This window comes from Pseudomonas sp. GW821-FHT02H09 (assembly GCF_059421425.1).
Window position 1 is genome coordinate 1 of record NZ_JBWKVA010000024.1, and the last position, 13,186, is coordinate 13,186.

Consider the following 13,186-nt stretch of genomic DNA (forward strand, 5'->3'; position numbering starts at 1 on the left):
TGGAGCGGGAAACGAGACTCGAACTCGCGACCCCGACCTTGGCAAGGTCGTGCTCTACCAACTGAGCTATTCCCGCATTGGCGTCCCCTAGGGGACTCGAACCCCTGTTACCGCCGTGAAAGGGCGGTGTCCTAGGCCACTAGACGAAGGGGACACACCTACAACATTCACTACTTACTGCGTTTCGCTGTGTGCTTTACGCTGTAAGTGGCGCGCATTCTATGGATGGATTGGGAGGTCGTCAACCCCCAGATATAAATTTATTTAAATCAATGACTTCGCCATGGTTTTGGGGGCTGTTTCAGCCTTTTCCCCGCCCAGGCTTTGGCGCCTATATTCTGGCACCCGACAAGACGTTATAGTCCAACGCAGCAAATGATGGCAATGTGCATTCATCCAGCAACTACCGTTAATAGCGGCGCGACAGCGCGTTTCAACTCGTCGCACTGCCCTATGCGCTCAAATGCTAAGCCACTACACTCGCACGCAAACCCTATAAAGAGGTCTTAACGGTGACACCACTCATGATCACCCTGCTAGTAGTAGCCGGGATCGTAATACTGATCGCCATTGGCTACATGAACCATGTGGTGGAAAACAATAAGCTGAAAAAAGCGCGCACCAAGGTCGAACTCAACGACCGCCTGCGCCGTTGCGGCGAAATCACCGAGACCTTCCCCGGCCAGTTGATGACACCGGCACTCAAGCTGCTGCTGACCCGACTGGAGCTCAATGTCACTCAGCGCCTGTTGAACCTGAACAAATCCGACGCATCTACCAAGGCGCGGGTAACCGAACTCAACGCCATGGTCGCCCAGGGCGAATCGATTCCGGTCAACAATCCGCCGGCACCGATCCAGACCGAAGCCAAAGCCAAGGATGTGCGCTTTCTACTGGAAGCGCTGCACGGCCAGGTTACTCGGGCAGCACAGGACGGTTTCCTGCCAGCCAATGAGGCCAAGCACTGGATCAGAGAAGTTCGTCATATCCTGGTGTTGCTGCATATCGAGTTCTTCAACAACCTGGGGCAGCATGCCCTACAACAGGATCAACCTGGTCAGGCGCGCCTGGCGTTCGAACGCGGCGTGCAGTACCTGCGCAAGCAGCCGGATCCGGTGGTCTATAACGAGCAGCTCAAGTACCTGGAAAAACTCCTGGCGCGCGCCAACTCGATGGTACTGACCAACATTGAGCCGGTAGAAGGTGACGTCAACGAGTTGACCGAAGGCCTGAAGACAGTGGAAGCCGACGCTGACTGGAAGAAGAAAGCGATTTACGACTAAGAGATGCTTCCATTGTAGAAGCAGCCGGTCGACGCTCGATTGGTCCGGGCGGCGTTCCGACGATGGACTCAAGGGCGACGCGTTTATTCAGAAAACACGCGTTATCGTTAACGTCCATCGCGAGCAATCGAGCGTCGACCGGCTGCTCCTGCTACAACCGGAAATGCCCAACCATCCCCTTCAGCTCTGCCCCCAGCTGCGCCAGTTCGATGCTGGAGGCGGCGTTACCCTGCATTGCCAAAGACGATTGATCGGCACTGGCGCGGATGCTGGTGACACTGCGGTTGATCTCTTCGGCCACCGAACTTTGCTGTTCGGCCGCAGCGGCGATTTGCTGGTTCATCTGCTGAATCAATGACACCGCAACAGCAATGCTGCCCAGAGCGCTTTCGGTCTGCAACGCATCGCTGACGGCCAGTTTGACCAGCTCGCCACTGCTCTGAATTTGCTGCACCGACGAATGCGCGGCTGAACGCAAAGCGCTCACCAGTCGTTCGATTTCCTCCGTGGATTGCTGGGTTCGTTTGGCCAAAGCCCGCACCTCGTCGGCAACCACCGCAAAGCCTCTGCCCTGTTCTCCCGCGCGTGCCGCTTCGATAGCTGCGTTGAGCGCCAACAGGTTGGTTTGCTCGGCCACGCTTTTGATGACACCAAGCACCGTACCGATGTTTTGTATTTGCGCACTGAGACTTTCAATGCTGGTGCTGGCCGAGGTGGCGGAGTCCGCGAGCTGCTCTATACGCTGCATGCTCTGACGGACAACCTGCTGACCGCTTTCAACTTTGTCGTCGGCCTTCTGTGCAGCCTGAGCTGCTTCTTCGGCGTTGCGCGCCACGTCATGCACAGTGGCAGTCATCTGGTTCATCGCCGTAGCGACCTGCTCGGTCTCTTCTTTTTGGCTGCTGACTTCGAGATTGGTCTGTTCGGTCACCGCCGACAGCGAATGAGCCGAACTCGCCAACTGCTCGATACCCGCCTGCAATCCACTGACGATATTGCTTAGCCCGGCACCCATCTGCTGCATCGCGAGCATCAACTGGCCAATTTCGTCACGACGCGTGACCTCCACCGTCGCACTGAGATCCCCCGCCGCTATTTGTTGAGCGACATGAATCACGCTACGCAGCGGCGCAACGATCAGACGGGTAATCACCCACGCGGCAATCAACCCGACCAGCAGCGCCAATGCCGAGGAGCCGATGATCAGCACCGAGTTCTTTTTAAGCTCCACCTGCATCGACTGATCTTCGGCTGCATAGGCCTGATCGACCCGCTCGACCACTTGCGCGGCACGCTCATGCAGTTGCTGGTAGACCTTTTTCTCCTGCGCCAGCAAACCGGTGTATTCGGTAAGCTTTTCGCTGAAGCTGGCAATATGCCCGGCCACTTCGTTGAGGACTGTCTGATACCCCGCATCCTTGACCGTTGCCTTGAGCTGCTCGGCCTGGGTCAACGCCTGATCAGCCTGCTCGATCTTGCCTTGCTCCCCACTCTCATCTTCGCCCTTGCGGCTCTGATCCAGACGCATGCGAGCTTCGTTCATCGCCTGCAGCATCAGTCTGGATACCTGACTGACCTGATTGGCTTGCGCGATAAACTCTGCACCCTCCTTGCCCTGGGATTGCTTCAGTGTGTAGGCACCATCATCGGCAAGACCGGCCTGAAGTACATCGAGGTTATTGGCGACACTGGAAACCGACCAACTGGCCATTTCCAGCGCGAGATCCTTGGCCTGGGTCAGCTCGACGAACTCATCGAAGGCTTTGCGATAAGCCCCAAGCGCCTGTTCGACATCGTTCATCACCGGGACGTTGGCCGCCGACTGCGCCTTGAGTTGCGTCGCCAGCGCGATCAGACCGTCAACGCCCTCATGCAAGGCATCGGCGGTTTTCGAGTCGCCATGCAGCGCATAGTTCTGCTCCAGCAAGCGCACTTTAAGCAGGCCACTGTTGAGCGATGACATTTGTTTGAGACCATCGAAGCGATGACTGATCACCTGTAGGGACCACACGCCTATGGCTGCCACCAAAGCCGTCAGAAGCAATACCAGAAAAAACCCGATACCCAGTTTTTTCGCCATACCAAGGTTGGCAAAACGTCCTTGAGCGGCCGTAATCATTGCGCGTAGTCCCCTTCCAACACCGAATGGCATAAAGGCCATTTTCTGTTTGTGCAGATTCGCAATGGGCTGCCCTTGAGCACAAGTCTCCGGCGCCTGAATAATGGCAAAAAGCTACGCCAAGGTCGTTTTCAGGATGGTAGAGGTCGATCCGACAGAGTCGTGGCGCGGAAAAATGCCAAGGCCCGCGGGTCGTTGGCGTAGGCCACATTGATACGCAGCCAATTGCCTGGAGCACCGTCTGGATTGAACCCACCGCCAGGACAAAGCACTACACCAAGTTTGCCAGCCTGTTCGCGCACCCGCGCATAGTCGGACAACCCGGGCCGAGCCCAAATGAACATGCCACTGGCAGGTCTGCTGAACACTTCCCATTCGGCATCCTCCAGCGCTTGCAGAGTGACAAGCCTGTCTTTGTTCAAACGCTGACGCAGGCGTTGCGCCATCTTGCGATAGGCACCGGTGGCCAACAGGCTGGCCACCACCGCCTCACAAAATCGCGAAGCTCCGAGGCTGGTAATCATCTTCACCTCGGCCAGCCTGGCGATGATAGTAACGCTGGCGCTGATATAGCCGAGCCGTAGCGAGCTGCTGAGGGTTTTCGAGAAACTGGCGATGTAAATGACCCGCTCATTGGCATCCAGGGCCGCCAGGCGCGTGCAAGCGCCATTCTGGAAATCGGCATAGACGTCGTCTTCGACAATGAAGAAGTCATGGTGAGTCGCCAATTGCAGCAATCGCTGCGCCACCAATGGGCTCAGGCTGCTGCCGGTCGGGTTGTGGTACAGACTATTGATAAACAAAGCGCGAGGTTTATGTTTCTCCAGCACGCTGTCGAGCTCATCGAGGTCCGGCCCGCTACGCGCTCTGGGAACCTCAAGCAGCGTAATCCCATGAAGCCTCAGCAAACGATGGAGATTGGAGAAGCCCGGGGGTTCGATCACCACACAATCGCCCGGTTTGAGCAGTGTGCGCACCACCAGATCGAGGGCATGACTGGCGCCATGGGTGGTCAGGATTTGCTCCTCATCCACACAGATGTTGATCCGCTTCAGATGCTTTTGCAGTTGCTGGCGCAAGAGAGGCAAACCCAACGGCGTGCTGTAGTTGAATAACGCGCTCATGTCGGTGCGAATGAGCTGGCGAATCGCGTAACTGAGGTCATCGCTTTCTCGCCAGCTTTCAGGCAACCACCCGCACCCCAACCTCAACTCACCCGAAGGGCTGCCGGTGAAGCGACTCCACCCCGCCTCGACATTTTCATACCACTGAGCTTTATTCCGGGGCTGGAGCGCAGACACCTGTTCGCCGACGAAGAACCCGGAACCCTGCCGTGATACCAGCAACCCCTGAGCAACCATCCGCTCATAGGCTTCGATGACGCTGGACTGGCTGAGCAGATTGTCCCGGGCCAATTGCCTGACAGGAGGCAGACGCGTACCGGATTGCACGTTGCCCTGATAGATCCACGCAGCCAATGCGTTGACGATTTGCTGCACAACCGGCACGAGCGCCTGCCGATCAATTTTCAAATCCATGAATAGACGATCCCTGACTGTTTTTTCTGAAAACAGTTAAGCACAGGCACGCTGCTGGCAAGGGACGATAAGGCCTTGAAATCGCCCGCCCTAACCATTTGAAACACAACACCCGCCCCTTGGCTGACATGGCCAGTGCATCGTCACCGACATCCAGACAGATGGGATAGTCACGCGCCAGCGAAGAAGGTTTTCCACAGCAAAACGCCCCGGACCAGTAAGGTCCGGGGCGTTTAAGAGGTCAAAGACCCGGCATCCAGTGGATCGCAAGCTGCACCGCTTGAACAAGCAGCATTGCAGGGCAATAACCGGGTTTTATCGCTGTACCTGATCAGAGTTTCGCGGCGTGCCGTTGGTGACGCTCCATGTAGCGCTCCACATAGGAGCACGACGGAATGACCGTGTAGCCCATGCGGTCAGCGTACTCGAGCGCCTGCTCGGTCAGCGCGGCAGCTATACCGCGGCCACGCAGTGCGTTGGGCACGAACGTCCGATAGATGTCCAGGGTTTGCTTACCCAGGTCCATATAGGTCAGGTAGGCACGATGACCGTCCACATTGGTCTCGAACTGATGACCAGCCTGGTCATGGTGGATGGACAACGCCTCGCTCATCACTACTCCTCGCGGGTCTTGGATTCTGACCACTACCTTACCGATGTTTTTCCGGCGAAGAAACATCTACTACGCCACCCCGTGCCTGTCTGGACACCGAGAAGAGCTTACCGATCCCGCACAGCCGAGCACGTTTCAAATAGTAGGCGCCATTATCGTAAATGCTCAAGGCGCGCTCGTCATCGTGTAGCTCCCGCTGGCGCAGCTCTGTATCACGTAGAGGTGGCCCGACCGAACACCCCCTGGTCGATAGCCTGTGCATTGCCGGATATTGAGACTTTATGACGAGCGCCCTGTCTTAAAGTCACCTCAACATGGACAAAGATACGTGAGCCGCTCCGCAATTTCTGAACACAAGTGTAGACCGATCAATATAGACCGACTTTCACCCACACTCCAAAACAGCCCCAGGCGGTAGCGAGCACTCATGATCCACTATGAAGCAGCTCGCCCAGCACGGGCCTCACAGCTGCATACTTTTTATACAGACTGATGAATAGTTGCTCGAAAAATATTCAAGGCCTAGAATATTTTTTGCTTCTTGCGCTACGTCAGTTTACTTACTACAAGTAATGGGTAGTATGTACGCCGGCTATTTCCTCACTCTGAAGAGATGGCTATTTAATAGAAAGTCCTTGAAGGGGAACCCGATGAACAACGTTCTGAAATTCTCTGCTCTGGCTCTGGCCGCAGTTCTGGCTACCGGTTGCAGCAGCGTATCCAAAGAAACCGAAGCACGTCTGACCGCTACTGAAGACGCAGCTGCTCGCTCCCAAGCTCGTGCAGACGAAGCGTATCGTAAAGCTGATGAAGCTCTGGCTGCTGCTCAAAAAGCACAACAGACTGCTGACGAAGCTAACGAGCGTGCTCTGCGCATGCTGGACAAAGCTAGCCGCAAGTAATAATCCCTCGGGATTGTTATCAAGCCGATCCATTCTTGGATCGGCTTTTTTATTGCCCGGATTTTCTGACGGCAATAAAAAACCGCCGAAGCTGTGAAGCCTCGGCGGTTTTTTTAGAGCGATTACTGTTGCAGATCGATCGGTATACTGGACACCAGCGGCGCATTGTTCGGTACTGCGATTTCTACCGGCATGCCATCTTCAGCGGCTACCACGTCGCGCACCACATCCCAGTTCATGCGCAGGTTATTGGCCAGGTCCTGACGCTTGAGCAAGGCGTTGATCACCGCGGTGTGCTTGTCGACTACTGACGGATTGCCTTTGTCATCCAGTGGCGTATGCGCTTCAAGATAGACCTTGCCGCCACTGATACCGAACTTGTACGGATCGTTGAGTATGCGTACCGACGTACCCACCGGCACCATGCCGGCCATTTCCAAGACGTTGTTGTTGTACATCCGGAAGCAGCCATGGCTGGTACGCATGCCAATGCCGAATTTCTTGTTCGAACCGTGGATCAGGTAACCCGGAGTCCCCAGAGTGAACTTGAACGGCCCCAGCGGGTTATCCGGGCCTGCTGGCACCACATTCGGCAACGGGTCGCCATCAGCAGCGTGCTCGGCCTTGATCGAAGCGGGAGGAGTCCAGGTCGGATTCGGAGTCTTCGCGATAATACTGGTGTGGGCGATCGGCGAGCCCCAGCCTTCACGACCGATACCCAGCGGGAAGGTGTAAACCACATTCCGGCCTTTGGGGTAGTAGTACATGCGATATTCAGCCAGGTTGATCACGATGCCTTCACGCGGGCCCGGCGGCAAAATGAAGCGCGTGGGCAGCACGACCTCAGTGCCCGCACCCGGCAACCATGGATCGACACCCGGGTTGGCCGCAACCATCTCCAGATAGCCCAGGTCGTAGGTCGTACCCAGATCGGCAAAGGTATCTTCATACTTGGCCTTGACCACTTGCACCTGACCGACGACATCTTCGCCCGGCGGTGGTAAAGGCAGCTCCAATGCTGCAACGGGCCCCGCCACACACAGGGCGGCAAGAGACAGGTAACGGGTGACGGCAGGAAAACGCGGCAACATCCGGAAAATCCTTCGCATGATCAACGGGTAAGGGAGGGATTGTACACCGCCGCCCCCACCTTCGGGAGGCGGGGCGACGAGCTCCAGGTTGCACACAATTGGTGCAGGAGCTACCGCAGGTTCGGGCCGCCGATCTTTTCGCCTCTTACAGCTCGAAGCGCAACTCCGGCCAGATCGGCGACGTACCGCGTTTCTGTGATTCGAGGATTGCCCGACATAGCGAACACAGGCGCTGGTCCTGGAAGATCGTCCGGTCGACGCTCGACCAGCGCGGCTGAGCCGGCAACAAGGTGCCGCACAGTGTACGGTCGGCCGAGCCGCCCAACTCCAATTGACGCGTCACCAGATGCACCCGGACTTCCTGGCAGGCGAACAGATCCAGCTGTTCATCAGGCTCGATCAGTTGATAGGCAAACAGGGACCAGGCGGGACGTGGCATCGGGGGCTCCAAATCGGGGCGCCACATTAGCCGAAAGACTGCCAGTAGAAAAGTGTCAAAGCAGCGGTTTTAGCGTCGGCCAGACATTTTCCAGCAACTTGCCCTGGGCCACTGCCGCGGGATGTATGCCATCCGCCTGCATCAGCTCGGGAATCCCGCCCACCCCTTCGAGAAAAAACGGTACCAGCGGGATCTTTTTCTCCTCGGCGAGGTTGCTGTAAACCTCGGCAAAGGCCTTGGTGTAACGCGCACCGTAGTTGGGTGGCAACTGCATGCCCAGCAAGAGCACCTTGGCACCGCTGGCACGGGAGCTGTCGATCATCGATGCAAGATTTTGTTGCAATTGAGCGGGCGGCTGACCGCGCAGGCCGTCATTGCCGCCCAATTCAAGGATTACCAACTCAGGCTTATGCTCTACAAGCAGCGCTGGCAGGCGCGCCTGGCCGCCGGCACTGGTATCGCCACTGATGGATGCATTGACTACCTTATCGGTGAAGCCTTCGCTCTTGAGCCGTTGCTCGAGCAGGGACACCCACCCCTGGCGGGTATCCAGGCCGAAAGCCGCGCTGATACTATCGCCAACGATCAGGACAGTACCCGCCGCTGCGCTCTGGGCCATGCACATCAAGGCCAGGCCAGCACTTAAAAACCACACACGCATCGGACTCTCCATGGGCGCAAGCATTCTCACAGCGCGCAACCTTAGCAAAGTGGTTCCCAGCTCGGAAGGTGAACTGACCATCCTGCACGAACTCAGCCTGGAACTGAACACGGGCGATAGCCTGGCGATTGTCGGTGCCTCCGGTTCCGGTAAATCTACCCTGCTCGGCCTGCTGGCCGGTCTCGACCTGCCCAGCAGCGGTGAAGTCGTGCTCGCCGGTCGAGCCCTGAGCACCCTCGACGAAGATCAACGCGCACGGATCAGGGCCGAGCATGTCGGTTTCGTCTTTCAATCATTCCAGTTGCTCGACAGCCTCAACGCTCTGGAAAACGTCATGCTGCCGCTGGAGCTGGACGGCCGCAAGGACGCCCGCGAGCGCGCCAGAGAACTGCTTGAGCGGGTTGGCCTGGGTCAGCGACTCAGTCACTCACCACGCCAGCTCTCCGGCGGCGAACAGCAACGGGTCGCGATTGCCCGCGCGTTTGCTGCGCAGCCCACTGTACTGTTCGCCGATGAACCTACCGGCAACCTCGACAGCCACACCGGCGAGCGCATCAGCGACCTGCTCTTCGAACTCAATAAAGAAAGTGGCACGACCCTCGTACTGGTGACTCACGATGAACGCCTGGCACATCGCTGCCGGCGCCTGATCCGCCTTGAAGCCGGCCTGCTGGTCGCCCCACTGGAGCCTTGATGGCACACTTGCCGCTATTGCGCCTGTTCAGCCTTGCCATCCGCCAATTGCTGCGCGATGCCCGTGCCGGTGAGCTGCGGGTGCTGTTCTTCGCCATTCTGGTCGCCGTGGCGGCGAGTACCGCCATCGGCTATTTCGGCGCTCGTCTGAATGGCGCCATGCTATTGCGCGCGACCGAGTTTCTGGGGGCCGACTTGCTGCTCGAGGGGAGCTCGCCAGCGCGCCCCGAACAGATTCAAAGCGGCATCGAACTGGGCCTCGAACATGCCCGGGTGGTTGAATTTTCCAGCGTCATCGCCACGGATAACGGCATTCAGCTTTCCAGTATCAAAGCCGTCGACAACACCTATCCGTTGCGCGGCGAGCTCAAAAGCGCCGTCGCCCCTTACGCCCCGGAAGAACCCGGGGGCGGCCCGAGACCCGGTGAAGCCTGGGTCGAGGCCCGCCTGTTGCCGGCGTTGAATCTGAAGATCGGCGACAGCATCGATGTCGGCATGAAAAACCTGCGCCTGACCCGGGTGCTGACCTACGAGCCGGATCGCGCCGGCAACTTCTACAGCCTGACGCCCAGGGTACTGATCAATCTGGCAGACCTTGAGGCCACTGGCGTTGTGCAACCCGGTAGCCGGGTCAGCTACCGTGAACTCTGGCGCGGCACAGCGCCCGCCCTGGAAAGCTATCGACAGTTGATCAAGCCCGGCCTGGCCGCCAATCAGCGATTACAGGATGCCCGCGACGGCAACCGGCAGATCGGTGGCGCCTTGGGCAAGGCCGAACGCTACTTGAACATGGCCAGCCTGGTGGCAGTGTTACTTTCCGGGGTGGCGGTCGCGCTTAGCGCCACTCGCTTCGCCACACGCCGATTCGATGCCAGCGCATTGCTGCGCTGCCTGGGTTTGTCTCGCCGGGAAACCATGCAGTTGTTCAGCGTGCAGTTGGCCGTACTCGGCCTGCTGGCCAGCCTCAGTGGTGCCCTGCTCGGCTGGCTCGCACAGCTGGGCTTGTTCTATCTGTTGCATGACCTGCTACCGACCGATGTACCGCCCGGTGGCCTGCTGCCGGCGATCGCCGGGATCGGCACCGGGCTGGTGGCCTTGGCCGGGTTCGCTCTGCCGCCATTGGCCGCCCTGGGGCGTGTTCCACCGCTGCGAGTGTTGCGCCGGGACCTGCTGCCCATCCCCTCAAGCACCTGGATGGTCTATGGCACGGCATTGGCGGCCCTTGCGCTGATCATGTGGCGCTTGAGCCTGGACCTGGTGCTGACCTTCGCCCTGCTCGGTGGCGGGGTAATTGCCGCACTGGTGCTCGGTGGCCTGTTGCTGGTGGTGCTGCAAAGCCTGCGTCGATTGCTGGCTCGTGCTTCCCTGCCGTGGCGCCTGGGATTGGGTCAGTTGCTGCGCCATCCGCTGGCGGCAGCAGGGCAATCGCTGGCATTCGGTTTGATTCTGCTGTCGATGGCGCTGATCGCACTGCTGCGCGGTGAGTTGCTGGACACCTGGCAAAACCAGCTGCCCAAAGACGCCCCCAACTATTTCGCGCTGAATATCCTGCCCGCCGATAAAGAGGCCTTCACCAGCCGTTTGATTGAGTTATCCGCACAATCGGCACCGCTGTATCCGGTGGTTCCGGGAAGGCTGATCAGCATCAATGGCGAACCGGCGCGGGAAATCGTCAGCAAGGATACCGAAGGTGATCGGGCCATCCAGCGCGATCTGAGCCTGACCTGGGCTGCCAATTTGCCAACGGGCAACATCCTCACGCAGGGCTCGTGGTGGTCGCAACAGCCTTCCGGTGATGTGCCGGGTGTTTCGGTCGAGGCCAAAGTGGCCGAAAGCCTGAAACTCAAGCTCGGCGATCATCTGATCTTCACCGTGGGTGGGGTCAATCGCGAAGCTCAGGTCACCAGCCTGCGTACGATCAACTGGGATAACTTTCAGCCAAATTTCTTCATGATCTTCCAGCCGGGAACCTTGAAGGATCTGCCTGCTACCTACCTGACCAGCTTTTATCTGGCTGCCGGTCATGATCAGCAGATCATCGATCTCGCGCGCGCCTTCCCGGCGGTGACCATTCTTCAGGTCGAAGCCTTGCTCGCGCAGCTGCGCAGCATCCTCGCCCAGGTCACGCTGGCGGTGGAGTATGTGCTGTTGTTTGTTCTCGCCGCGGGGATGGCGGTGCTGTTTTCCGGTTTGCAGGCGACCCTCGATGAACGCATTCGTCAAGGCGCACTGCTGCGGGCCCTCGGCGCGGAGCGACAACTGCTGGTCAAGGCGCGGCGTATCGAGTTCGGTCTGCTGGGTGCGGTCAGCGGCATGCTGGCAGCATTGGGGTCGGAGTTGGTGAGCCTGGTGCTGTACCGCTACACCTTCGATCTGGCCTGGCACCCGCATCCGTGGCTGCTGCTGTTGCCGGTAATCGGCGCGCTACTGGTGGGTGGTGCCGGGGTGTTCGGTACCCGACGGGCCCTGAACACCAGCCCCCTGACGGTCCTGCGCGAGGGTTGACTGGCTCGGGCCGCGCTCCTGAGCTGCGGCCCGTGCGACAACCTATTTCACGTATTCGATTTTGTTCACCCACCACTCCATGTCTCCATGGGGTGTAGGAACGACAACGTCGTCTCCGACTTCCTTCTTCAGCAACGCACGGGCCATGGGCGAATCGATGGAGATGTAATCCATGCGTTCATAAATCTCGTCGTAGCCGACTATTCGAAAACGCTTGGTTTCACCCTTTTCATTTTCAATCTCGACCCAGGCGCCGAAGAAAACGCGCCCCTCCTGTTCAGGTGAATACTCCACCACCCGCATATCTTCCAGGCGCTTGCGGATGTAACGGACGCGGCGGTCTATCTCCCTCAGCAGCTTCTTGTTGTATTGGTAGTCTGCGTTCTCGCTTCTATCGCCCAAGGAAGCCGCCCACGTGACTTTCCGGGTGGTGTCGGGACGCTTCTCTCGCCAAAGGTAATCCAGCTCCTTTTTAAGGGCCTCATGTCCTTCCTTCGTGATGATTTTCGTGCTCAATGGGTTGCTCGCTTTTCCTGGCGCGGATGCCAGCTTACCACTCAGAAGTTCGCTGAAAACCCGGGGGTCGCAGCAATTTCTTCGTCCTGATTACCCGCTCAAGCTTTCTCGACCAACGGATAAAGCGCCTCATCGAACTGCGACAAGCGCGGGAACTCGATAGGTTGGTCCTGGGCGATGTTTTCCAGGCGCTGCTGATAGCTATGCAGGAACTCCTTGCGCGCGTCGTCGCTGATGTACGGCACATGCCAGGCCACGAACGGCTCCAGCACATCGAACCCGACGTAGGCCAGCGTGCCACGCAGGATCGGTCGCAACATGTCTTGCAGCGGGCCATGAATCGCACCGTCGCCGAACATGTGCTCACGGCCGCCCAGCGTCACCGTCACCAGTGTCTTCTTGCCACTGAGCCCGCCCTGATCGTAGAAACGTTTGCCGCCATAGCAGACGCCGGAAACCAATACCCGGTCGATCCAGCCTTTAAGCATCGCTGGCGCCGAGAACCAGAAAATCGGGAAGTTCAGAATCAGCAGATCGGCCCACAGCAGCTTGTCCAGTTCCTGCTGGATATCCGCCGCCAGTGACTGGCTTTTGACCCCCAGACGCTGCTCCAGCGCATAGACCAGATAGTCCGGATTCTCCCGCGAGGAGAAGTCATCAGCGCTGGCCACCGGGTTCCAGTTCATGGCATACAAATCACTGACCTGCACCTGATGCCCCTGGGCTTTCAGGGTTTCTACCGCCTGTTCGCGCAAGGCGGCAGTAAAGGAGTTGGGCTCCGGATGGGCGTGGACGATCAATACATTCATAGGAGTTCCTTGGACGT

11 protein-coding genes, 2 tRNA genes and 2 pseudogenes are annotated in these 13,186 nt (G+C 58.4%); 4 read left to right on the forward strand and 11 right to left on the reverse strand.

The genetic code is table 11. The annotated features are described in order from the left end of the window. Both AC07VR_RS26250 and AC07VR_RS26255 read right to left on the reverse strand, forming a co-directional pair. Window positions 1-76 (reverse strand) — tRNA-Gly (locus AC07VR_RS26250). 2 nt (window positions 77-78) lie between these two features. Continuing rightward, window positions 79-154: transfer RNA gene (locus AC07VR_RS26255), tRNA-Glu, on the reverse strand. 358 nt (window positions 155-512) lie between these two features. On the opposite strand from AC07VR_RS26255, the gene AC07VR_RS26260 reads away from it, so the two are divergent. Beyond that, on the forward strand, window positions 513-1,283 hold the full coding sequence (locus AC07VR_RS26260) for a hypothetical protein (RefSeq protein ID WP_494994028.1): 771 nt from the start codon (window positions 513-515) through the stop codon (window positions 1,281-1,283). A gap of 151 nt (window positions 1,284-1,434) precedes the next feature. On the opposite strand, the gene AC07VR_RS26265 is transcribed toward AC07VR_RS26260, so the two are convergent. The 4 genes and pseudogenes from AC07VR_RS26265 to AC07VR_RS26280 all read right to left on the reverse strand — a co-directional run bounded on the left by AC07VR_RS26265 (window position 1,435) and on the right by AC07VR_RS26280 (window position 5,553). Continuing rightward, a complete protein-coding gene (locus AC07VR_RS26265) occupies window positions 1,435-2,316 on the reverse strand; it encodes a methyl-accepting chemotaxis protein (RefSeq protein WP_494994082.1) in 882 nt (293 codons plus the stop codon). Next, window positions 2,296-3,444: pseudogene (locus AC07VR_RS26270) on the reverse strand (HAMP domain-containing protein); the annotation flags it as partial. The pseudogene AC07VR_RS26270 and the gene AC07VR_RS26265, both read right to left, overlap by 21 nt. A 72-nt stretch (window positions 3,445-3,516) precedes the next feature. After that, a pseudogene (locus AC07VR_RS26275) lies at window positions 3,517-4,940 on the reverse strand (aminotransferase-like domain-containing protein). Window positions 4,941-5,271: 331 nt separating this feature from the next. Then, window positions 5,272-5,553, reverse strand: coding sequence for a GNAT family N-acetyltransferase (locus tag AC07VR_RS26280; protein ID WP_007931380.1), 282 nt, complete (start codon window positions 5,551-5,553; stop codon window positions 5,272-5,274). 650 nt (window positions 5,554-6,203) lie between these two features. Here AC07VR_RS26280 and oprI point away from each other — a divergent pair. Continuing rightward, window positions 6,204-6,455 (forward strand): outer membrane lipoprotei OprI, encoded by a 252-nt coding sequence (gene oprI / locus AC07VR_RS26285; protein ID WP_002553018.1) that lies wholly within the window; start codon window positions 6,204-6,206, stop codon window positions 6,453-6,455. A gap of 122 nt (window positions 6,456-6,577) precedes the next feature. On the opposite strand, the gene AC07VR_RS26290 is transcribed toward oprI, so the two are convergent. From AC07VR_RS26290 to AC07VR_RS26300, 3 genes are all read right to left on the reverse strand, one after another. Beyond that, window positions 6,578-7,546, reverse strand: coding sequence for a L,D-transpeptidase family protein (locus AC07VR_RS26290; protein ID WP_494994029.1), 969 nt, complete (start codon window positions 7,544-7,546; stop codon window positions 6,578-6,580). Between the two features lie 145 nt (window positions 7,547-7,691). Further along, window positions 7,692-7,985: a hypothetical protein gene (locus AC07VR_RS26295; RefSeq protein WP_494994030.1), complete on the reverse strand. Its 294-nt coding sequence runs from the start codon at window positions 7,983-7,985 to the stop codon at window positions 7,692-7,694. A 55-nt stretch (window positions 7,986-8,040) separates the two neighbouring features. Beyond that, the gene (locus AC07VR_RS26300) at window positions 8,041-8,646 is read right to left on the reverse strand and encodes an arylesterase (protein WP_494994031.1); all 606 of its coding nucleotides are present in this window, start codon (window positions 8,644-8,646) and stop codon (window positions 8,041-8,043) included. 10 nt (window positions 8,647-8,656) lie between these two features. On the opposite strand from AC07VR_RS26300, the gene AC07VR_RS26305 reads away from it, so the two are divergent. Then, window positions 8,657-9,340, forward strand: coding sequence for an ABC transporter ATP-binding protein (locus AC07VR_RS26305; protein ID WP_494994032.1), 684 nt, complete (start codon window positions 8,657-8,659; stop codon window positions 9,338-9,340). Continuing rightward, complete coding sequence (locus AC07VR_RS26310; protein ID WP_495012994.1) at window positions 9,340-11,844, forward strand: ABC transporter permease; 2,505 nt, start codon at window positions 9,340-9,342, stop codon at window positions 11,842-11,844. Before AC07VR_RS26305 ends, AC07VR_RS26310 begins: the two co-directional genes overlap by 1 nt. 42 nt (window positions 11,845-11,886) lie before the next feature. Here the strand turns inward: AC07VR_RS26310 and greB are convergent, their stop codons facing one another. Then, window positions 11,887-12,360, reverse strand: coding sequence for a transcription elongation factor GreB (gene greB / locus AC07VR_RS26315; RefSeq protein ID WP_494994034.1), 474 nt, complete (start codon window positions 12,358-12,360; stop codon window positions 11,887-11,889). Between the two features lie 98 nt (window positions 12,361-12,458). Beyond that, window positions 12,459-13,169 carry an NAD(P)H-dependent oxidoreductase gene (locus tag AC07VR_RS26320; RefSeq protein WP_495012995.1) on the reverse strand — a complete coding sequence of 237 codons (711 nt, stop codon included), beginning with the start codon at window positions 13,167-13,169 and terminating at the stop codon, window positions 12,459-12,461. Window positions 13,170-13,186 lie beyond the last annotated feature (17 nt).

Excerpts from the sequence above, each read along its gene's own strand:
- AC07VR_RS26265 (WP_494994082.1), bottom strand. The coding sequence starts at position 2,316 with ATGCTCGCGATGCAGCAGATGGGTGCCGGGCTAAGCAATATCGTCAGT.
- AC07VR_RS26310 (WP_495012994.1), top strand. The coding sequence starts at position 9,340 with ATGGCACACTTGCCGCTATTGCGCCTGTTCAGCCTTGCCATCCGCCAA.
- oprI (WP_002553018.1), top strand. The coding sequence starts at position 6,204 with ATGAACAACGTTCTGAAATTCTCTGCTCTGGCTCTGGCCGCAGTTCTG.
- AC07VR_RS26305 (WP_494994032.1), top strand. The coding sequence starts at position 8,657 with ATGGGCGCAAGCATTCTCACAGCGCGCAACCTTAGCAAAGTGGTTCCC.
- AC07VR_RS26280 (WP_007931380.1), bottom strand. The coding sequence starts at position 5,553 with ATGAGCGAGGCGTTGTCCATCCACCATGACCAGGCTGGTCATCAGTTC.
- AC07VR_RS26300 (WP_494994031.1), bottom strand. The coding sequence starts at position 8,646 with ATGCGTGTGTGGTTTTTAAGTGCTGGCCTGGCCTTGATGTGCATGGCC.
- AC07VR_RS26320 (WP_495012995.1), bottom strand. The coding sequence starts at position 13,169 with ATGAATGTATTGATCGTCCACGCCCATCCGGAGCCCAACTCCTTTACT.
- AC07VR_RS26295 (WP_494994030.1), bottom strand. The coding sequence starts at position 7,985 with ATGCCACGTCCCGCCTGGTCCCTGTTTGCCTATCAACTGATCGAGCCT.
- AC07VR_RS26290 (WP_494994029.1), bottom strand. The coding sequence starts at position 7,546 with ATGTTGCCGCGTTTTCCTGCCGTCACCCGTTACCTGTCTCTTGCCGCC.